This is a genomic window from Streptomyces sp. NPDC048623 (assembly GCF_040650755.1).
Taxonomy (GTDB): domain Bacteria; phylum Actinomycetota; class Actinomycetes; order Streptomycetales; family Streptomycetaceae; genus Streptomyces.
Genome location: NZ_JBEZHV010000016.1, coordinates 115379 through 134650, shown reverse-complemented (window position 1 = coordinate 134650; position 19272 = coordinate 115379). Strand labels below are relative to the sequence as shown.

Sequence of the window (19272 nt, the reverse complement as noted above, 5' to 3'; positions counted from 1 at the left end):
CAGGGCGGCCCCCCGCGGGCGGGGCGGCGGTCATGGCCCCCGCCCGCCCCGGGGGGCCGGCCGGGGGGGGCGCGGGCGGTGTGTGTGGGGGGGCGTGAGGCGGCAGGGGGTGGGTCAGCCGACGGTGAGCGAGGTGTCGTCGATCACGAAGGAGGTCTGGAGGGTGGAGCCCTCCGTGCCGGTGAACCGCAGCGTCACCGTCTGTCCCGCGTACGCGGCGAGGTCGAAGGTGCGCTGGACGTAGCCGCTCGACTTGTTGAGGTTGGAGTACGTCGCCAGCGTGGAGAGGACCGTGCCGGAGCTGTTCAGGACCTCGACCTTGAGCTTGTCGTACGCCGTGGTCGTGGTGGTCTCGGCGGTGTCGATCCGGGTGTAGAAGCTGAGCGCGGCGGTGGTGCAGCCGGCCGGGATGGTCACCGACTGGGAGAGCGTGTCGGTGTGCGCGGTGCCGTAGCCGCTCAGCCAGGCCTTGTACGAGCCGGTACGGGCGGGGCGGGCGGTGTCGTTGGTGATGACGCCGGACGAGGCGGTCCAGACGGTGTCGCCGGACTCGAAGCCGGGGTTGCCGAGGAGCTGGCCCGCGGTGCAGGTGCCGCCGCCTCCACCGCCGCCGCTGCCGGTGGCCTCGGACAGCCAGTCGGTGGCGTTGAGGGCGAGCGCCGCGTCGGTGCCGGCGGGGTCGTTCCAGCCGTCGTACAGCGTGTTCCCGGACTGGCCGGTGCCGTCGTCGATCGGCGAGCTGTCGCCCCAGAACGCGACCCGGCCGCTGCCGAAGGTGCTGGTCGCGAAGAAGGCGCCGGTGTTGCCGGAGTAGCCGGTGCGGTAGACCAGGCCCTTGACGGACGGGTTGTCGGCCGGCTTGAGGGTGGCGGTGGTGCCGTTGCGGATGATGCTGCCGGTCACCTTGCCGAAGGCGCCGTTGAGCACCGGCTCGGTGGAGCTGCTGATCGCGCGCGGGTTGTCGGTCTGGATGTTCAGCACGTCGACGCTGAAGCCGAACGGGTCGGTGTTGTCGACGCCGTTGTCGGTCATCAGGTCGTTGATGATGGCGAGCGCGTCCCAGCCGTCGTTGTTGCGGTCGGCCACCGTGTGGTCGGAGACCAGGAAGAGGCCGCCGCCGTTCTGGACGAACCTCATCACGGCGGTCTTCTCGCTCGCGCTGAGCCGGATGTTGGGCTCGGGCAGCACGAAGGTGTCGAAGTTCTGCAGATCGGTGGCGGCGGTGGTGCCGTAGGTGATGGTGCCGCCGGACGGCAGGGTCTTCAGGGAGTAGCGGCCGGTCTTCTGCAGGGCCACGCCCCAGGCGGAGATCGCGCCGGTCCAGTCGGTCTCGACGGTGGGCGTCGCGTCCTGGGTGAGCGGGTCGGGCTGGCCGGTGCCGATGATCCAGTCGGCGTTTCCGGCGGTCTCCGCCTTGGAGTTGTCGAAGAGCACGCGCGTCGGCGTGGCCGTGGCGGCGGTGGCCGACTGGGTGGTGTCGGTCGCGGTCGGGGCGGCGACCGCGGGGGAGCCGAGGGCGCCTGCCGCGGCGGCGACCAGGGCGCCGCAGGCGGTCAGGGTGGCGATGCGGCGGGTGGACCTTCTGAGTCCGGGCATCCGTCAGTCCTCCGTGGGGGCTGGGGCGGTGGGGGCGGTGCGGGTGACCACTCTGCGCGCGTAGAACGTCGGGGATGAGTCGCTCACCGCACGTGAGGTTGAACCGTACATGACGAGATCCCGTCCATGGAATGCCCGACTCCAAGCGGAAGTTGGGGTTCCGGTGGTGGGTCAGTCCTCGACGGGCAGGCCGCGCGGCTCCTTGACCCGCTTCATGATGATCTGCGAGTTCACCTCGGTGACCCCCGCGAGCGTCGTCAGGCGCTCGATCCAGAGACGCTCGTACGCCGAGAGGTCGGCGACCGCGATCCGCAGCAGGCAGCCGGGGCTGCCGAAGAGGCGGTACGCCTCGATCACGTCCGGAATGTCCTGCAGGGCCTCCTCGAAGGCCTCCACGGTCTCCCGGTCCCGCTTCACCTCGACCGAGACGAGCACCTCGAAACCGCGTCCCACCGCCTCCGGGTCGATCACCGCGCGATACCCCCGGATCACGCCGTCCTGCTCCAGCTGACGGACCCGCCGCAGGCAGGGCGAGGGGCTCAGGCCGACCCGCTGGGCCAGCTCCTGGTTGCTGAGCCGGCCGTCTTCCTGGAGCTCACGCAAGATATGGAGATCGATTCGGTCCATGGCGCAATTGTTTACCACGGAGTTCATGATTCCGGGCTGAATCGGCAATCGGCTTTCGCGCCGATTGCCCTATTGTTGCCGCGCACCCCCCAGGAAGGACGGCATCCTCATGAAGTGGACGCGCGACGCCCGGCCGCGCCGCATCGTGGTCATCAGCACCGGCGGCACCATCGCCAGCCGCTGGACCGGCAGCGGCTACGCCGCCGACGCCTCCGGCGACGACGTCGTGGCCACCGCCTCCGTGCCGGACAACGTGGAGGTCCAGGTCCTCGACCTCTTCAACGTCAACAGCTCCCGGATGACCACCGACCGTCAGCTCACCCTGCTGCGCGCCGTCCACGAGACCTTCGAGGACCCCGGCGTCGACGGCATCGTCGTCACCCACGGCACCGACACCCTCGAGGAGTCGGCCTTCTTCCTGGACCTGCACCACTCCGACCCGCGCCCGGTGGTCTTCACCGGCGCCCAGCGCCCCTTCGGCACGGGCGACGGCGACGGCCCGGCCAACCTCTACGACGCCCTCCAGGTCGCGGCCACCGTGCACGGCCTCGGCGTCCTCGTCGTCTTCGACGGCCTCGTGCACGCCGCCCGCGGCACCGTCAAGACGAAGACCCTCGACTCCGACCCCTTCTCCGACCCCTCCGGGCGGCGGGTCGGCCGCCTCGGCTTCGGCCAGGTCGACATCGAGCGCGAGCCCGAGCGCCCGGCGGCGCTTCCGCTTCCGCTCGGGCCGGCCGAGGCCGGTGCCGCCGTGCCGCGCGTCGACATCGTCATGCACCACTCCGACGGCGACGCCGTCCTCTTCGACGCGGCCGTCGCCGCCGGCGCCCGCGGCATCGTCCTCGTCGGCACCGGCGCCGGCAACGCCACCCCCGAGACGGCCGAGGCGGTCGCCCGCGCCGTCGAGCAGGGCGTCCACGTCGTCCTCTCCACCCGGGTCTCCTCCGGTCCCGTCGCCGAGGTCTACACCGGCGGCGGCGCCGTCGACCTCGCCGCCGCCGGCGCCGTCCTGGCCGGCACCCTCCGCCCCGGCCAGGCCCGTATAGCCCTGCTCGCCGCCCTCCTCGCCGCCCCCGGCACCCCGGAACGCCGCACCGACCTCCTGCGCGGCCTCCTGGAGGGCCCGGTCCGCGCGGAGCCGGTGCTCGCGGCGACGCACTGAGCCGAACGGGGCGGGGGCGGCCGGGCGCGGGGGCGCCGCACCTCGCCCGCGGCCGGGCGGGGCGCCTTGCCCCGCCCGCGACCGCCCACCCCTCCCCGTACCCCGCGCACACCGCACCCACCCGAGGAACCGGCACCGTGAACCCCGCCCCCGCCCCCGCCCCCGCGACCGTCCCCGCCCCCGCGACCGCACCGAACGCGGGCGCTCGCATCGCGACCGCGACCACCGAGACCGCCGTCACCCACCCCGTCCGCCGCGAGCACGACCTCCTCGGCGACCGGGACGTTCCCGCCGAGGCGTACTGGGGCGTGCACACCCTGCGCGCCACCGAGAACTTCGCCATCACCGGGACGCCGATCTCCGTCTACCCGCAGCTCGTGGACGCGCTCGCCGCCGTCAAGGAGGCCGCCGCGCTCGCCAACGAGGAGCTCGGGCTGCTGCCCGCGGACAAGGCGCGGGCGATCGTCGGCGCCTGCCGGGAGATCCGCGACGGCGCGCTGCACGGCGAGTTCGTCGTGGACGTCGTACAGGGCGGCGCCGGCACCTCCACCAACATGAACGCCAACGAGGTGGTCGCCAACCGGGCCCTGGAGCTCCTCGGGCACCCCAAGGGCGCCTACGACGTCCTGCACCCCAACGAGGACGTCAACCTCGGGCAGTCGACCAACGACGTCTACCCGACGGCGATCCGCATCGCCGCCATCGGCGCCGCCCGCGAACTCCTCCTCGCCATGGCCGTGCTCCAGGACGCCTTCGCCGCGAAGGCCGTCGAGTTCGGCGGAGTGGTGAAGATGGGGCGCACTCAGCTCCAGGACGCGGTGCCCATGACTTTGGGCCAGGAGTTCTCCACGTACGCCGTGATGCTGGAGGAGGACCGCGGCCGGCTCGCCGAGGCGATCGAGCTGATCCACGAGATCAACCTCGGCGCCACCGCCATCGGCACCGGTCTCAACGCCGCGCCCGGCTACGCCGAGCTCGCCCGCCACCACCTCGCCGACCTCACCGGCCTGCCGCTCGTCACCTCCGCCAACCTGGTCGAGGCCACCCAGGACTGCGGCGCGTTCGTGCAGCTCTCCGGTGTCCTCAAGCGGATCGCCGTGAAGCTCTCCAAGACCTGCAACGACCTGCGGCTGCTGTCCTCCGGCCCCCGCGCCGGCCTCGGCGAGATCAACCTGCCGCCCGTACAGGCCGGTTCGAGCATCATGCCGGGCAAGGTCAACCCGGTCATCCCCGAGGTCGTCAACCAGGTCGCCTTCGAGGTCATCGGCAACGACATGACCATCACCATGGCGGCCGAGGGCGGCCAGCTCCAGCTCAACGCCTTCGAGCCGGTGATCTTCCACGCCCTGTCCAAGAGCCTGAACTCGCTGCGCGCCGCCTGCCTCACCCTCGCCGAGCGCTGCGTGACCGGCATCACCGCCAACACCGAGTACCTGCGCGCGAGCGTGGAGAACTCCATCGGCCTCGCCACCGCCCTCAACCCCCACCTCGGCTACACCGCCGCCACCGCCCTCGCCAAGGAGGCGCTGGCCACCGGCCGTTCGGTCGCCGAACTCACCCTGGAGAAGGGCCTGCTCCCGCCCGAGCGGCTCGCCGAGCTGCTCACCACCGAGCACCTCACGGGCACCACGGGCACCACGAGCGCCATGGGCCGCGCCCTGCCCGCCGTGTGACGCATCGGCTCATGCCCTCAGCACCGCGAAGTTGAAGTCGCCGGTGCCGAGGGTGCCGAGGAGCCGCAGCCAGAGCGGCAGCAGCAGCTCGGTGCCCCGGGCGCCGGACAGGTCGCCCAGGTCGAGGATCCGCGCGTCCGGCCAGCCGAACGCGCGGAGCAGACCGATGACCACCTCCTTGGCGGCATGGTCGTTGCCGCAGACGAACACACAGTGCTCGCCCGGCACCCGCGCGGGATCCACCATGATCGCGTTGTTCATGGTGTTGAGGGTCTTCACCACCCGCGCGCCGGGGAAGGCCCGCTGGATCTGCTCGGCCAGGCTGCCGCCGTCGGGCGTGAGCACCTTCGGCGGCATGCCCTGGGAGAAGTCCAGCGGGTTCGACACGTCGATCAGGACCTTGCCCGCGAGGTTGTCCGCCCCCGCCGACTCCAGGGCGGCGAGGGACACCAGGCCGCCGGTCGCGTTCACCACCACCTCGGCGCCGTGCGCGGCCGCCGCGAAGGTGCCGTGCCCGGCGTGGTGTTCGGCCGCCCAGGCCGTGGCGCCGGCGTGGTCCGCGCTGCGGGACCCGAGGGTGACCTGGTGACCGAGGGAGACCAGCTTGCTCCCGAGCCGTCGGCCCACTTCGCCGGTGCCCAGTACGGCGATCTTCATGAGGTGCTCCTTCGCGGGGACTCAAGTGCGAGTGCAGTAAAGCCGACATTCTTACCGATAACGGTATGAATCACTCGTGGAGTCGCCCACATGCCGAGCACCGCCGCCACCCCGAGCACCCCGTCCACCCCCGAAGCCCTCGACCGTGCGGCCGCCGCCCTCCTGGAGACCGCCGCCTGGCAGGAACTGGTGGCCCGTTGGACCGTGACACCGGAGCCGGAGCCGGAGCCGGAGCCGGTGCAGGAGCCGGAACAGGAGGAGGAGACCGACTGGCGCCGGCTGCTCTCGGTCCCGGTGGACCGACTGGTCGCGCAGGCCCTCGACACGCTCCCCGCGCCCCCGCCCGCCGAGACGCCGCTGCCCGGACGCCTCGGCGCGATGCTTCCCGACCGGCTGCACGTCTGGCGCAGGATCGGCCGCCCCGACGTGCCGCCCTCGGTCCATCTGGCCCACGCCCGGCGCGTCCTCACCGAGTGGGGCTGGCAGAACACCCCGTACCGGCTCCGGGACGCCCGAGGCGCGCGCTGCGTGTGCGGCGCGATGCTCGCCGCCCACCGCCTCGGATACGGCAGCTCCGCCACCATGAACGAGGCCGGCGCCTGGATGCTCCAGGAGCTCCGCTCCCGGGGCTGGTACCAGCTCATCGGCACCTGGAACCGCGCCCCGGGCCGTACGGCGGAGGAGGCCCTGGCCCTCGTGGACGCCACCATCCGCCGCGCGGCCCTGGCCGGCCGTTAGGCCGTGTCCGGAACCGTCGACTGATCGACCGGCGGCGGCAGTGGACTAACCTGGGTTTATGGGCAGCGGTCTGACCGGTCTGTTCCTCTGCGGCGATGTGATGCTCGGCCGGGGAATCGACCAGATCCTTCCCCATCCCCTCGCCCCGGACCTCCCCGAGCGGTACGTCCACGACGCCCGGGACTACGTCGCCCTCGCCGAGGCGCTCCACGGATCCGTGCCCCGCCCGGCCGCCCCCGCCTACCCGTGGGGCGAGGCGCTCGGCGTCCTCGACGCCGCCCGCCCGGCGGCCCGGGTGGTCAACCTGGAGACCTCGGTCACCCGGAACGACGCGCCGTTCCCCGGCAAGGCCGTCCACTACCGCATGGATCCGGCCAATCTGCCCGCGCTGACCGCCGTGCGCCCCGATGTCGTCGTCCTGGCCAACAACCACGTCCTCGACTACGGCCGGCGCGGACTCCTCGACACCCTCGACGCCCTGGCCGGGGCCGGGCTGCGCACCGCCGGTGCGGGCCGGGACGCCGAGGAGGCCCGGCGGCCGGCCGTCGTCCCGCTGCCCGGCGGACGCCGGCTCCTGGTGTACGCGCTCGGCCTGGCGTCCAGCGGCGTGCCCCGCGACTGGGCCGCGACGGCCCGGCGCGGCGGCGTCCACTACGCGGCGGGCCCCGACGACCCGGCCACGACGCGGCTCGCCGCCCGGCTGCGGGCCGCCCGCCGCCCCGGCGACCTGGTCCTGGTCTCCGTCCACTGGGGCAGCAACTGGGGCTACGCCCCCGCCCGCGCCGAGGTCTCCCTCGGCCACGCCCTCGTCGACGCGGGCGCCGACATCGTGCACGGGCACTCCTCGCACCACCCGCGGCCCCTGGAGGCGTACCGGGGCAGGCTCGTCCTGCACGGCTGCGGCGACCTCGTCAACGACTACGAGGGGATCACCGGACAGCAGCACTACCGCGACGACCTGCGGCTTCTCCACCTGGTCTCGGTCCGTGACGAGGACGGCGGCCTCGCGGAGGTGCGGCTCGTGCCGCTGCGCAGCCGCCGGCTGCGCCTGGAGCGGGCCGACGGGCAGGACGTCGCCTGGCTGCACGACGTGCTGGGCCGGATCAGCCGCCCGTACGGGATGCGGATCGATGCCGCGCCCGCCGGGGCACCCGGCGGACCGGCCCTGACGGCCACGCCCGTGTGACGGCCCGCCGGGCCGGAGCACGGGGCGGGCAGGAAGGCGAGCGGACATGTACTTCACCGACCGCACCGACGCGGGCAGGCAGCTCGCCGCGCTCCTGGTGGGGCTGAAGGGGGAGGACCCGGTGGTCCTCGGGCTGCCGCGCGGCGGGGTGCCCGTCGCCGCCGAGGTCGCCGACGCGCTCGGCGCACCGCTCGACATCTGCCTGGTGCGCAAACTCGGGGTGCCGTACCAGCCCGAACTCGCGATGGGCGCGATCGGCGAGCACGGCGTGCGCGTCGTCAACGAGCGGGTCGTCCTCCAGACCGGGGTCTCGGAGCACGACCTCGCCGCGGCCGAGCGGCGCGAGCGGGCCGTCCTGGCGGAGCGGGCCCGCCGCTACCGCGGGGCCCGGGAGCCCGCCGACATCCGCGGCCGCACGGCGGTCGTGGTCGACGACGGCTTCGCGACCGGGGCCACCGCGCTCGCCGCCTGCCAGGTGGTACGGGCCCGGGGCGCCGCCCGGATCGTGCTCGCCGTCCCGGTCGCGCCGCGCGGCTGGGCGGAGCGGGTCGTGGGTGCGGCCGACGAGACGTACTGCGTGCACGAGCCCGAGGGCTTCTACGCGATCGGGCAGTTCTACACGGACTTCGCGCAGACCCCGGACGAGGAGGTGGTCGCCGCGCTGCGGCTGCGGCGCGGCGACCACGGGACGGACGCGATGGACGCCGGTGACGGCGTGGACACCGAGGTCCGGGTCCCGCTCGGCGAGGCCGGGGCCGGGGCCGGAGCGGGGGCCGTCGGGATCGAGGCCGGCGGGCGGCTGACCGTGCCCGGCGGTGCGACCGGCGTGGTCCTCTTCGCGCACGGCAGCGGCAGCAGCCGGCACAGCCCGCGCAACCAGGCCGTCGCCCGGACCCTCAACCGGGCCGGGCTCGGCACCCTGCTCTTCGACCTGCTGACCGAGGAGGAGGCGGCCGACCGGGCCAATGTCTTCGACACCCCGCTGCTCGCCGGGCGCCTGACGAGCGCCACCGAATGGCTGGCGAACCACCCCGGCACGGGCGGCCTGCGCACCGGCTACTTCGGCGCCAGTACGGGCGCGGCGGCCGCGCTGTGGGCCGCCGCCGAGCCGGACAGCGGCGTGGCCGCCGTGGTGTCCCGCGGCGGACGCCCGGATCTGGCCGAGGAACGCCTTGCCGACGTCACCGCCCCCACCCTGCTCATCGTGGGCGGCGCCGACCCGCTCGTCCTCGACCTCAACCGCCAGGCCGAAGCGCTGCTGCGCTGCGAGCACCGCCTCGTCACCGTCCCGGGCGCGAGTCACCTCTTCGAGGAGCCGGGCGCGCTGACGGAGGTGGGACGGCTTGCGGCCGGCTGGTTCGCCGAACGTCTGTGACACCGGGGCCCCGGAAGGCCTGCCTCGACGTCCTGGAAGTCCACCTGGAAAGCCTGGCGGCAGGCCCGGCACACGGCGGAGGAAGACGCCAGGGCCCGGGGCGGGCTACTTCCGCGCGCCGACGATCCGGTCGACCGCGGCCGCGATGAGCGCGTCGCGCTCCTCGTCGGAGAACACCTCGGGCAGCGTCAGCTGCTCCACGATCAGCCAGTTGAACGCGAGGATCAGCAGCTTCACGGCGGTCGCGTCGCCGGGGAGGTGGGTGCTCTCGTGGTACGCGACGTTCGCCTCGACGTCGGCCCGGACCCGCTCGGTGAGCACCGCCCGCAGCTCGGGCCGACGGGTGGCCTCCAGGCGCAGTTCCAGGAGCGCGAGATAGCCGGTGCGGAAGGAGCTGACGCGGCCGACGAGTTCGCGCATCAGGCGCGTGTACGTCTCGAGGTCGGGGCTCGCCACCCGCTGCCGGGCGATCGTCTCCTCGTCGGGCCGCAGCCGCTCGTACACCCGGGCGCCGGCCTGGGTGAGCAGGTCGTCGCGGTTGGCGAAGTAGTTGGACGCGGTCCCGGGCGGCACCGCCGCCTCGGTGTCCACCGAGCGGAACGTCAGCCCCCGCGCCCCCTCACGCGCGAGCACCTCGATCGCGGCGTCCACCAGCGCGGCCCTGCGCTCCGGGTTCCTGCGCGCCATCGTTCCCGCTCCCGTCCGTTGATCGGACCCCCTGCCTACTCCGGTGAGAGTACTACGGGTGGAGTGGATCCATGGCCCGGTGCCCCGCCCGGTGACGCGTCCGGGCAGCCGGAACCGGCCGCCCCCGCGGCGGGGGCGGCCGGGTGTGCACACACGGTCCTGCGTGGAACGGCGGATCGGCCCGGGGCGGCGCCGGCCCACACCGGCGGGGTCCCGGACGTGCTCCTCACGGTGGAGTAGACCACTGGGGCGCGTCAAGGCGGCGGACGCCCGTTGACGGAAAGGTCCGTACCAATTACCTTGCCGTTGGCTCCCGTTCGGCGGTCCCACAGCCGCAAGGCCGCACCCGAGCCGCCCCGCACACGGTCCCGCGACGCGCTCCCCACACCCCTCACACGCGTCCCAGGGAGACCCCATGGACAGCAGTCGGAGAAGTCGCTCACGACGGCACCACCGCGGCAGAGGCATCCTCGTCCTGCTCGCCGCCCTGCTCCTCCCGCTCGCCGCGCTCACCGCCCTCACCGGCCCCGGCGCCGCGCCCGCGCACGCCGCCGGCACGGTCACCGCGGGCTTCACCGCCGAGAACAACGGCAGCTGGTGGCGCGGGATCTACGTCATCCGCAACGGCACCACCGCCCCGCTGAACGGCTGGACCCTGGAGTTCGACCTGCCCGCCGGCGTGACGATCTCCTCCCACTACAACGGTGAGGCCACCGTCACCGGCAGCCATGTCACCGTCCGCAACGCGCACTACAACGGCACCGTCGCGGCCGGCGGCTCCACCGAGCCGTACAGCTACTGGTTCGTCGCGAGCGGCCCGATCACCCCGCCCACCCGCTGCACCGTCAACGGCGGCAAGTGCGACGGCAGCCCCGACGTGCCGCCCGGCGCCCCCGGCACCCCGCGCGCCACCTCCGTCACCACCCGCACCGTGACCCTCGACTGGACGCCCGCGACCGCCGGCGATCACCCCGTGACCGGCTACGACGTCCTCTCGAAGGGCGCCGTCGTCGCCACCTCCGCCACCACGACGGCCACCGTCGGCGGACTCGCCCCGGCCACCGCGTACGGCTTCACCGTCCGCGCCAAGGACGTCCGCGGCAACCTCGGACCCGAGAGCCCGCCGCTCGCCGTCACCACCGTCGACCCGGCGAGCGACCCCGAACCGCCCACCGCGCCCACCGGACTGCGCTCCACCGGCGTGACCTCCTCCAGCGTGAGCCTCGCCTGGAACCCGGCCGGCGACAACAAGGGCGTCGTCGCCTACGACGTCTACAAGGACGGTGCCCTCGCCCGTACCGTGCCCGGCACCGCGACGAGCGTCACCGTCAGCGGACTCGGCCCCGCCAACCCCTACACCTTCACCGTCCGGGCCCGTGACGCCGCCGACAACGCCTCGCCGTCCTCGAACGCCCTCACCGTCACCACCGCCGACCTGGCCGCCGGCCGGAACCTCAAGGTCGGCTACTTCGCCCAGTGGGGCATCTACGGACGCCAGTACTTCGTCAAGAACCTCGACACCTCCGGCGCCGCCGCCTCCCTCGACGTCGTCAACTACGCCTTCGAGAACATCGACCCCGTCAACCTCACCTGCCTCGCCGGAGTCACCAAGGGCGTCAGCACCGACCCGCAGGACCCCGACCAGGGCACTGGCGCGGGCGACGCCGACGCCGACTACGCCCGCCCCTTCAGCGCCGCCCAGTCGGTCGACGGAGTCGCCGACGACGGCTGGGGCAAGCTCCGCGGCAACCTCAACCAGCTGAAGAAGCTCAAGGCCAAGCACCCGAACCTCAAGGTCGTGGTCTCGGTCGGCGGCTGGACCTACTCCAAGTACTTCTCCGACGTCGCCGCCACCGAGGCCTCCCGGCAGAAGTTCGTCCGCTCCTGCGTCGACGTGTGGATCAAGGGCAATCTGCCGGTCTACAACGGCGCGGGCGGCGCGGGCGTGGCCGCCGGCATCTTCGACGGCATCGACCTCGACTGGGAGTGGGCCGGCTCGCCCGACGGGCACCCCGGCAACCACTACAGCGCCCAGGACAGGGCCAACAACGCCGCCCTCGTCGCCGAGTTCCGCAAGCAGCTCGACGAGCTCGGTGGCGAGCACAAGCTGTTGACCGCCTTCACCCCCGCCGACCCCGTCAAGATCGGGCAGGGCTGGGACCTCGCGAAGACCGGCACCGCCCTCGACTACTTCATGGTCCAGGGCTACGACTTCCACGGCGCCGGCAGCGACAACTCATGGGAGCCGAACCGGGCCGGCCACCAGGCCAACCTCTACACCGACGCCCAGGACCCCTACGGCTTCCACTTCAGCGTCGACGAGTCCGTGAAGCCGTATCTCGCGGCCGGTGTCGACCCCCGCAAGATCACGATCGGCATCCCGTTCTACGGCCGCGGCTGGCAGGGCGTCGCCGACGGCGGCGCGGCCGGCGAGTGGCAGTCCGCGACCGGGGCGGCCCCCGGCCAGTTCGCCGAGGAGGCCGGCGTACGGGGCTACTCCAACCTGCTCGCCATGGTGCCCGGGATGACCGTCCACCACGACGAACAGTCCGGCGCCACCTACGGCTACACCGGGCCCGGCGGCCAGTGGTGGAGCTTCGACGACCCCTGGTCCATCGCCCGCAAGACCGACTACCTCAAGTCCAAGGGCCTGCTCGGCGTCTTCATCTGGGAGATGTCCGGCGACACCGCCAACGGGACCCTGATGAACGCCCTGCGCACCGGCCTCGGCTGACCGCCCGCCGCCCGGCACGACGCTGTTCCCCGCCCGCGCCCGCACGGCGGCCGGGGAACAGCGGCCGGGCAACAGGGGCCGGGGAACAGGGGCCGGGGAACAGCGGCCGGGCGCCGTCACCAGGCCAGATCCTCCAGGGCGTCCAGATCCGGCACCGGCACCGCACCGCTCCCGCCCGGCAGCACGCCGTTCCCGCCCGGCTGGTCCGGACCCACCGGCAGCTCCGCCCAGATCGTCTTCCCCCGGCGCGCGTACCGGGTGCCCCAGCGCTGCGCGAACTGCGCCACCAGGAACAGGCCGCGGCCGCCCTCGTCGGTGTCCGCCGCGTGCCGCAGATGCGGCGAGGTGCTGCTGCCGTCGGACACCTCGCAGATCAGCACCCGGTCGTACACCAGACGCACCCGCACCGGCGGACGCCCGTACCGGATCGCGTTGGTGATCAGCTCGCTCAGCACCAGCTCCGCCGTGAAGGCCACCTCCTCCAGCCCCCACTCGGCGATCCGCGCGGACGCCGCCGCGCGCACGGGGGAGACCGCCGACGGATCCGCGGGCACCTCCCACTCCGCGATCCGGTCTGCCGGGACGCGCTCGGCACGCGCCACGAGCAGGGCGATGTCGTCCCCCGGCACCGGGAAGAGCATCGCCGCGAACACGTCCGCGCAGGTCTGCTCGGGCGTCCGGTCCGGCCGCGCGAGGGACTCGCGCAGCAGCGCGAGTCCCGAGTCGAAGTCCCGCTGCCGGTCCTCCACGAGCCCGTCCGTGAACAGCACCAGCTTGCTGCCCGGCTCCAGCTTGAGCCGCGCCGAGGCGAACGGCCGGTCGCCGAGACCGAGCCCGAGCGGCAGCCCGGCCGGCACCGCCGGGAACTCCACACTGCCGTCCGGCCGGACCAGGGCGGGCCCCGGATGCCCGGCGCTCGCCATCGTGCACGCCCCCGAGGTCGGGTCGTAGATCACATAGAGGCAGGTGGCGCCCGCCGTGCCCTCGCCCGGGCCGCCGTCCCCGCCGCCCGCCCCGGCCCCGCCCGGCATCCCCGGCTCGACCTCCTCGCCCAGCCGGTCGATCAGCTCGTCCAGATGGCTCAGGAGCTCGTCCGGGGTCAGATCGAGGGTGGAGAAGTTCGCCACCGCGGTCCGCAGCCGCCCCATCGTCGCCGCCGCGTGCAGCCCGTGGCCCACCACGTCCCCGACCACGAGTGCCACCCGCGCCCCCGGCAGCGGGATCACGTCGAACCAGTCACCGCCCACACCCGCCTTCGCCGGCAGATAGCGGAAGGCGACCTGCATCGCGTTCTGCTCCGGCAGCACCCGCGGCAGCAGACTGCGCTGCAGCGCCACCGCCATGGAGTGCTCCCGGGTGAACCGCCGCGCGTTGTCGATCGCGAGCGCCGCGCGCGCCGCCAGCTCCTCCGCGAACGACAGGTCGTCCTCGCCGTACGGCTCCGGCGTGTTCGCGCCGCGCCAGAAGTTCGCCATCCCGAGCACCACCCCGCGGGCGAGCAGCGGCACCGTGACGAGCGAGTGCAGGCCGTACGCGAGCGCTTGCGCCGCGCCCTCCGGGTCCTGCGCCCGCCAGCCCTGCGCGGCGGCCAGATCGGCCTGGATGACCGCCCGGCCCTCGTCGAGCGCCGTGGCCATCGGCGTGGTCGGCACCACGAAGCGGATCAGGTCGCCCACCGGCTGCAGCGGGGTGTCCGCGCGCACCCCGCTCAGCGCCGTCCGCCGCATCTCCGTGAACGCCCCCGAGGGCTCCTCGCCCCGCACCACCGGGTCGAGAAGCTCCACCGTGACGAAGTCGGCGAACCGCGGCACCGCCACCTCCGACAGCTCCTCCGCCGTCCGTACGACGTCCAGCGTCGTCCCGATCCGTGTGCCCGCCTCGTACAGCAGCCGCAGCCGCCCCCGCGCCACCTCCGCCCGGCCGGCCAGTGCGGCGAGTTCCGTGGTGTCCCGCATCGTCATCACACAGCCGCCCTCGGCGGCGCCGTTCTTCGTCGGCCGCACGTTCACCGCGAGCAGCCGGTCCCCGGCCAGGTGCACCTCGTCGGTCACGGCCCGCCCGGAGAGCAGCAGCGCGGCGGTACGGGGTTCCAGGCCGAGCTCGCGCACATGGCGCCGCTCCGCGTTCTCCGGCAGCTTCAGCAGGCGCCGTGCCTCGTCGTTCGCGAGCAGCAGCCGCCCGTCGCCGCCGACGATGACCACGCCCTCCTTCACCGAGTGGAGCACCGCCTCGTGGTGCTCCTTCAGACGCGTCATCTCCGCCGGGCCCAGACCGTGGGTCTGCCGCCGCAGCCTGGCGCTCACCAGACCCGCGCCGCTCACCGCGAGCGCGAGCCCGGCACCCGCCGCGCCGAGCAGCAGCGGCAGCCGGCCCTCCACGGCCTGCCCGACCGTCTCCACCGTGATGCCGCTGCTCACCATGCCGACGACGGTGCCGCGGTCGTCCCGGACCGGCACCACGGCGCGCACGGCGTCGTTCGGCTCGCCGTGGTAGATCTCCGTGAACGCCTCGCCGCGCGCCGCGCGCCCCACGTCGCCGGGGGACTTCAGGCCGATCAGGGACGGATCCGAGTCCGAGTAGCGCGTGCCGTCCGGCGCCAGCACGGCGACGAAGTCGACGCCCGAGCCCAGCCGGGCGGCCTCGGAGCGCGGCTGGAGCGTGGCGGTCGGATCGGGGGAGCGCAGGGCGACCGCGGTCCCCGGCGCGTGCGCGAAGGCCTCGGCGACGGCGAGGGAGCGGTTGCGGGCGTCGCGCTCGCTGTCGTACTTCCCCTGGAGCACCAGAGCGACCGCCGCCGCGGCGACGATGAGCAGCGCGATGACCGCCTGCAGGGCGAAGACCTGGCCCGCCACGCTCCGCAGCCCGGTCGGGCCCCTTGGTCCCGTCCGTCGCGCACCGGCGGACCGGTCCGCGCGTTTCGTCACGGTGCGCTCCTTCCCGCCCTGTTCGCCGGGGCCTCCTTCCATGCTGCCCCCGGCCCCAGTGCAGGGAAAACGGGGGACGGCCGGGAAGGGCCGGCGAGGGCCGGACGGGCCGGGAACGGTCACGGAGCGCGACCGGCGCGTGGGCCTTCCCCGCCGGCACCCCGCCGACACCCGGCCGTCGCCCGGCCGTCTTCCGGCCGTCTTCCGGCCGTCTTCCGGCCGGATCGGCGATCAGCCGGCCGTCCCCGCCGTGGCCGTCCGGGCGAGGCGGGCGAGCGTGGTGCGCATCCCGTGCCGGTTCACGGCGATCCGGCGCTGTGCGTTCGTCCCCGCGAAGACCGTGCCGAGCAGCGTCGCGAGCCCCGCGCCGCGCCCGGTGCGCAGGTCCTCCCAGGTCTCGGTCACCAGGGTGGCGCCGCCGGCGCCGTCGGCGTCACCGATGTCCTCGGCGCCTTCGGCGTCCTCGAAGCGGTAGCCCCAGCGTGCGATCGGCAGCCCGAACACCCCCACCTCGAAGACGAAGGCCTCGCCCGGGCGGGCCGTGGTGACCCGGCCCGTGGTGAACCAGACGAAGGGGCCGCGCCGGTTGAGCCCCACGAAGCGGGTGCCGGGCCGCACCGGCGGCCGCCGTACCCACACCGCGCGGCACTCCGGGCTCCAGCGCCCCATGTTCCGCAGGTCCGACACCAGTCCGTACAGCGTCGCGCGGTCCGCGTCCACCCGTACCGACTCCTCGAGACTCCACCGCCGTGCCGCGTCCGCCATGGGTCCGCTCCCCTCCGCCGTCGTGTTACCCGCGGGTACGGTAGCGGACGGGAGGGTCTGTGCGGACGCCGTCCGGACCGTTACGGTGGACGGAAGATCGTTTCGGCAGCCGGAAGGACACAGCATGTCGGTCACCGCCGACCTCCCCGAGCCCGAGGTCCTCGTCCACACCGAGGGCCGCGCCGGCTTCCTCACCCTGAACCGGCCGCGCGCCATCAACGCCCTCACCCACGGCATGGTGCGGCGGATCGACGAGGCGCTCACCGCGTGGGAGCACGACCCCGCCGTCACCACGGTCGTGCTGCGCGGCGCGGGCGAACGAGGACTGTGCGCCGGCGGCGACATCCGCGCCATCCACGCCGACGCCGTCGCCGGCGGCAGCGCCTCGGTCGCCTTCTGGCGCGACGAGTACCGGCTCAACGCCCGCATCGCCCGCTACCCCAAGCCGTACGTCGCCCTCATGGACGGCATCGTGATGGGCGGCGGCGTCGGGATCTCCGGCCACGCCTCCGTACGCGTCGTCACCGAACGTTCCCGGGTCGCCATGCCCGAGACCGGCATCGGTTTCGTCCCCGACGTCGGCGGCACCTGGCTGCTCGGCCGCGCCCCCGGCGAACTCGGCACCCACCTCGCCCTCACCGGCACCCAGGCCGGCGCCGCCGACGCGCTCCTGGCCGGCCTCGCCGACCACCACGTGCCCGCCGCCGACCTGCCCGCGCTCACCGCCGCCCTCACCCACGAGGACGCCGCCACCGCCGTCGCCCGCTTCGCCCGCCCCGCCCCGGCCGGCGAGCTCGCCGGCCGGCGAGCCTGGATCGACGCCTGCTACGCGGCCGGCACGGTCGAGGAGATCATCCAGCGGCTCACCGACTCCGGCATCCCCGACGCCAAGGAAACGGCCACGGTCCTCCTCACCCGCTCGCCCACCGCCCTCAAGGCCACCCTCGAAGCCGTCCGGAAGGCCCGCACCCTCACCTCCCTGGAAGCGGCCCTCCACATGGAGTTCCGCCTCTCCTGCGCCGCCCTCCGTTCCCCCGACCTGGCCGAGGGCATCCGCGCCCAGGTCGTCGACAAGGACCGCGACCCGCGGTGGACCCCGCCGACGCTCGCGGAGGTGACGGAACCGGACACGGCGCGCTGGTTCGCCCCGGGCCCGGAGGGAGAACTGGAGCTGCCGGCGCCGCCGGCGCGCTGAGCGCCCGGCCCGCGGGCGGACGCCCAGAGGCGGGGACCGCAAGAAGGTCAGTCCTCCGAGGTCAGTCCTCCGCCCACTCGTCCAGCGTGAACAGTCCGCCCTGCGGGTCCCGGACCGTCGTGCGGCGGCCCGGTGGGGCGGGCCAGCCGTGGTCGGCCTCGGGGACGAGCCGGCCGCCGTGGGCGAGGACCGCGGACTTCGCGCCTTCGAGGTCGGGGACCCGGAAGTGGACCAGCCAGCGGGGGCGGAGCTGGGGCTGCGGCGAGGCCGCCTCGACCGGGCCGCTGTTGAGGCGGGCCACCGCGTCGCCGCGGCGCCGGAGCACCACCTGTTCGTCCTCGTACGCGACCTCGAAGCGGTGCGGCGCGTCCTCGGCGCCGTCCACCCAGTCCAGGACGCCCCCGTAGAAGAGCGCCGCGTCGAACGCGTTGCGGGTGTGCAGCTCCAGCCAGGCCGGCGCGTGCTGCTCGCCGATCCGCCACCGGGACGACACCCGGCCCTCCCACACGCCGAACGCCGCGCCCTCCAGATCCGTCGCGAGCGCCGCGCGCCCCCGCGGCGGGAAGGCCACCGGCCCGACCCCGACCGTCCCGCCCCGCTCCCGGATCCGCGCCACCGCCGCGTCCGCGTCGGCCACCGCGAAGTACGCCGTCCACGCCACCGGCACGCCCATCCGGACCGCCACCTCGCCGATCCCGGCCACCGGCACACCGTCGCGCGCGCCGACCGAGAAACCCCGGCCCAGCGGCCCGTGCCGGAAGGTCCAGCCGAGCACCGCCCCGTAGAACTCCTCCGCCGCGCCGAGATCGCGCGCCGCCAGACTCAGCCAGCAGGGCGCGCCCGGCTCGTCCGCGCTCAGCGGCACCCGGCTCACCTCATTCCCGCTCGGCCCCCGACACGCCCCCTCCGGCCACCCTGACCCGTACGCCCCGGCTCTGCCACTTGTCACGGGCCGTGCGCCACCCGCTACCGGCCGTCCGCCGACGACACGGCATGATGTGATCATGCTGTTGACGTTCGAACCCGTCCTCGACCGGATCGCCGAGGAGATCGCCGGCCTCACGGAGCGCGGGCGGCCCGCCGACTACATCCCCGCGCTCGCCTCCGGCGACCCCGCCGACTTCGGCATGGCGGTCGCCGAACTCGACGGCACGGTGTACGGCGTGGGGGACTGGCAGCGGCCCTTCTCCACCCAGTCGGTCACCAAGGTCTTCACCCTCGCGCTCGCCCTCGCCCGCAAGGGCGACCCGCTCTGGGACCACGTCGGCCGCGAACCCTCCGGCAACCCGTTCAACTCGCTCGTCCAGCTGGAGTACGAGAACGGCATCCCGCGCAATCCGTTCATCAACGCCGGCGCCCTGGTCGTCACCGACCAGCTGCACCGCATCACCGGCGACGCCTCCGGCGTCCTGCTCGACTTCCTGCGCGCCGAGAGCGGCAACCAGGACCTCGACCTCGACCGCGACGTCGCCGCCTCCGAGACCGCGCACGGCGACCGCAACGCCGCCCTCGCGCACTTCATGGCCTCGTACGACAACATCGCCAACCCGGTGCCGACACTCCTGCGCGAGTACTTCCGCCAGTGCTCCGTCGAGGCGTCCTGCGCCGACCTCGCCCTCGCCACCGGCTTCCTCGCCCGCCACGGCATCCGCGCGGACGGCTCCCGGCTGCTCACCCGCAGCCAGGCCAAGCAGGTCAACGCGGTGATGATGACCTGCGGCACGTACGACGCCGCCGGCGACTTCGCGTACCGGGTCGGACTGCCCGGCAAGAGCGGCGTCGGCGGCGGCATCATCGCCGTCGTGCCGGGGCGCTGCACCCTGTGCGTCTGGAGCCCCGGCCTGGACGAGCGGGGGAACTCGGTCGCGGGCGTCACCGCCCTCGACCGGTTCACCACCATCACGGGCCTGTCCGTCTTCTGACGGTACGGGCCTCAGGGCGCCGCTGGGACGG

15 protein-coding genes are annotated in these 19272 nt (G+C 74.1%); 8 read left to right on the top strand and 7 right to left on the bottom strand.

Annotated elements, in window-relative coordinates; all coding sequences use genetic code 11:
* Window positions 1-114: 114 nt before the first annotated feature.
* Both AB0C73_RS23175 and AB0C73_RS23170 read right to left on the bottom strand, forming a co-directional pair.
* On the bottom strand, window positions 115-1596 hold the full coding sequence (locus AB0C73_RS23175) for a hydrolase (protein WP_362533198.1): 1482 nt from the start codon (window positions 1594-1596) through the stop codon (window positions 115-117).
* 171 nt (window positions 1597-1767) lie between these two features.
* Entirely contained in the window at window positions 1768-2223 is a 456-nt protein-coding gene (locus AB0C73_RS23170) for an Lrp/AsnC family transcriptional regulator (RefSeq protein ID WP_362533196.1), read from the bottom strand.
* A 109-nt stretch (window positions 2224-2332) separates the two neighbouring features.
* Between AB0C73_RS23170 and AB0C73_RS23165 the strand changes: the two genes are divergently transcribed.
* A complete protein-coding gene (locus AB0C73_RS23165; RefSeq protein WP_362533193.1) occupies window positions 2333-3385 on the top strand; it encodes an asparaginase in 1053 nt (350 codons plus the stop codon).
* A 209-nt stretch (window positions 3386-3594) separates the two neighbouring features.
* Window positions 3595-5058: an aspartate ammonia-lyase gene (locus AB0C73_RS23160; RefSeq protein ID WP_362533311.1), complete on the top strand. Its 1464-nt coding sequence runs from the start codon at window positions 3595-3597 to the stop codon at window positions 5056-5058.
* 9 nt (window positions 5059-5067) lie between these two features.
* Here the strand turns inward: AB0C73_RS23160 and AB0C73_RS23155 are convergent, their stop codons facing one another.
* Entirely contained in the window at window positions 5068-5715 is a 648-nt protein-coding gene (locus AB0C73_RS23155; protein WP_362533191.1) for an NAD(P)-binding domain-containing protein, read from the bottom strand.
* 90 nt (window positions 5716-5805) lie between these two features.
* Here AB0C73_RS23155 and AB0C73_RS23150 point away from each other — a divergent pair, with 90 nt between their 5' ends.
* The 3 genes from AB0C73_RS23150 to AB0C73_RS23140 are packed head-to-tail and all read left to right on the top strand — an operon-like array spanning window position 5806 to window position 9014.
* Complete coding sequence (locus tag AB0C73_RS23150) at window positions 5806-6453, top strand: hypothetical protein (protein WP_362533188.1); 648 nt, start codon at window positions 5806-5808, stop codon at window positions 6451-6453.
* Window positions 6454-6511: 58 nt separating this feature from the next.
* The gene (locus AB0C73_RS23145; RefSeq protein WP_362533185.1) at window positions 6512-7639 is read left to right on the top strand and encodes a CapA family protein; all 1128 of its coding nucleotides are present in this window, start codon (window positions 6512-6514) and stop codon (window positions 7637-7639) included.
* Between the two features lie 46 nt (window positions 7640-7685).
* Window positions 7686-9014 carry a phosphoribosyltransferase family protein gene (locus AB0C73_RS23140; protein ID WP_362533183.1) on the top strand — a complete coding sequence of 443 codons (1329 nt, stop codon included), beginning with the start codon at window positions 7686-7688 and terminating at the stop codon, window positions 9012-9014.
* Window positions 9015-9119: 105 nt separating this feature from the next.
* Here AB0C73_RS23140 and AB0C73_RS23135 read toward each other — a convergent pair whose 3' ends face one another.
* On the bottom strand, window positions 9120-9701 hold the full coding sequence (locus tag AB0C73_RS23135; RefSeq protein ID WP_362533180.1) for a TetR family transcriptional regulator: 582 nt from the start codon (window positions 9699-9701) through the stop codon (window positions 9120-9122).
* 415 nt (window positions 9702-10116) lie between these two features.
* On the opposite strand from AB0C73_RS23135, the gene AB0C73_RS23130 reads away from it, so the two are divergent.
* Window positions 10117-12435, top strand: a complete 2319-nt coding sequence (locus AB0C73_RS23130; RefSeq protein WP_362533177.1) for a glycosyl hydrolase family 18 protein — start codon at window positions 10117-10119, stop codon at window positions 12433-12435.
* A 116-nt stretch (window positions 12436-12551) separates the two neighbouring features.
* Here the strand turns inward: AB0C73_RS23130 and AB0C73_RS23125 are convergent, their stop codons facing one another.
* Window positions 12552-15287 carry a SpoIIE family protein phosphatase gene (locus tag AB0C73_RS23125; protein WP_362533308.1) on the bottom strand — a complete coding sequence of 912 codons (2736 nt, stop codon included), beginning with the start codon at window positions 15285-15287 and terminating at the stop codon, window positions 12552-12554.
* 303 nt (window positions 15288-15590) lie between these two features.
* Complete coding sequence (locus AB0C73_RS23120; RefSeq protein ID WP_362533174.1) at window positions 15591-16124, bottom strand: SRPBCC family protein; 534 nt, start codon at window positions 16122-16124, stop codon at window positions 15591-15593.
* Between the two features lie 124 nt (window positions 16125-16248).
* On the opposite strand from AB0C73_RS23120, the gene AB0C73_RS23115 reads away from it, so the two are divergent.
* Window positions 16249-17319 (top strand): enoyl-CoA hydratase/isomerase family protein, encoded by a 1071-nt coding sequence (locus AB0C73_RS23115; RefSeq protein ID WP_362533171.1) that lies wholly within the window; start codon window positions 16249-16251, stop codon window positions 17317-17319.
* A gap of 61 nt (window positions 17320-17380) precedes the next feature.
* On the opposite strand, the gene AB0C73_RS23110 is transcribed toward AB0C73_RS23115, so the two are convergent.
* Window positions 17381-18184: a VOC family protein gene (locus tag AB0C73_RS23110; RefSeq protein WP_362533168.1), complete on the bottom strand. Its 804-nt coding sequence runs from the start codon at window positions 18182-18184 to the stop codon at window positions 17381-17383.
* A 139-nt stretch (window positions 18185-18323) separates the two neighbouring features.
* On the opposite strand from AB0C73_RS23110, the gene AB0C73_RS23105 reads away from it, so the two are divergent.
* Entirely contained in the window at window positions 18324-19241 is a 918-nt protein-coding gene (locus AB0C73_RS23105; RefSeq protein WP_362533166.1) for a glutaminase, read from the top strand.
* Window positions 19242-19272: the final 31 nt, after the last annotated feature.

What these genes read in the sequence shown, in the direction of transcription:
- AB0C73_RS23155 (WP_362533191.1), bottom strand. Translation starts at nt 5,715, where the DNA reads ATGAAGATCGCCGTACTGGGCACCGGCGAAGTGGGCCGACGGCTCGGG.
- AB0C73_RS23135 (WP_362533180.1), bottom strand. Translation starts at nt 9,701, where the DNA reads ATGGCGCGCAGGAACCCGGAGCGCAGGGCCGCGCTGGTGGACGCCGCG.
- AB0C73_RS23140 (WP_362533183.1), top strand. Translation starts at nt 7,686, where the DNA reads ATGTACTTCACCGACCGCACCGACGCGGGCAGGCAGCTCGCCGCGCTC.
- AB0C73_RS23130 (WP_362533177.1), top strand. Translation starts at nt 10,117, where the DNA reads ATGGACAGCAGTCGGAGAAGTCGCTCACGACGGCACCACCGCGGCAGA.
- AB0C73_RS23145 (WP_362533185.1), top strand. Translation starts at nt 6,512, where the DNA reads ATGGGCAGCGGTCTGACCGGTCTGTTCCTCTGCGGCGATGTGATGCTC.
- AB0C73_RS23120 (WP_362533174.1), bottom strand. Translation starts at nt 16,124, where the DNA reads ATGGCGGACGCGGCACGGCGGTGGAGTCTCGAGGAGTCGGTACGGGTG.
- AB0C73_RS23150 (WP_362533188.1), top strand. Translation starts at nt 5,806, where the DNA reads ATGCCGAGCACCGCCGCCACCCCGAGCACCCCGTCCACCCCCGAAGCC.
- AB0C73_RS23175 (WP_362533198.1), bottom strand. Translation starts at nt 1,596, where the DNA reads ATGCCCGGACTCAGAAGGTCCACCCGCCGCATCGCCACCCTGACCGCC.
- AB0C73_RS23165 (WP_362533193.1), top strand. Translation starts at nt 2,333, where the DNA reads ATGAAGTGGACGCGCGACGCCCGGCCGCGCCGCATCGTGGTCATCAGC.
- AB0C73_RS23115 (WP_362533171.1), top strand. Translation starts at nt 16,249, where the DNA reads ATGTCGGTCACCGCCGACCTCCCCGAGCCCGAGGTCCTCGTCCACACC.
- AB0C73_RS23105 (WP_362533166.1), top strand. Translation starts at nt 18,324, where the DNA reads ATGCTGTTGACGTTCGAACCCGTCCTCGACCGGATCGCCGAGGAGATC.
- AB0C73_RS23170 (WP_362533196.1), bottom strand. Translation starts at nt 2,223, where the DNA reads ATGGACCGAATCGATCTCCATATCTTGCGTGAGCTCCAGGAAGACGGC.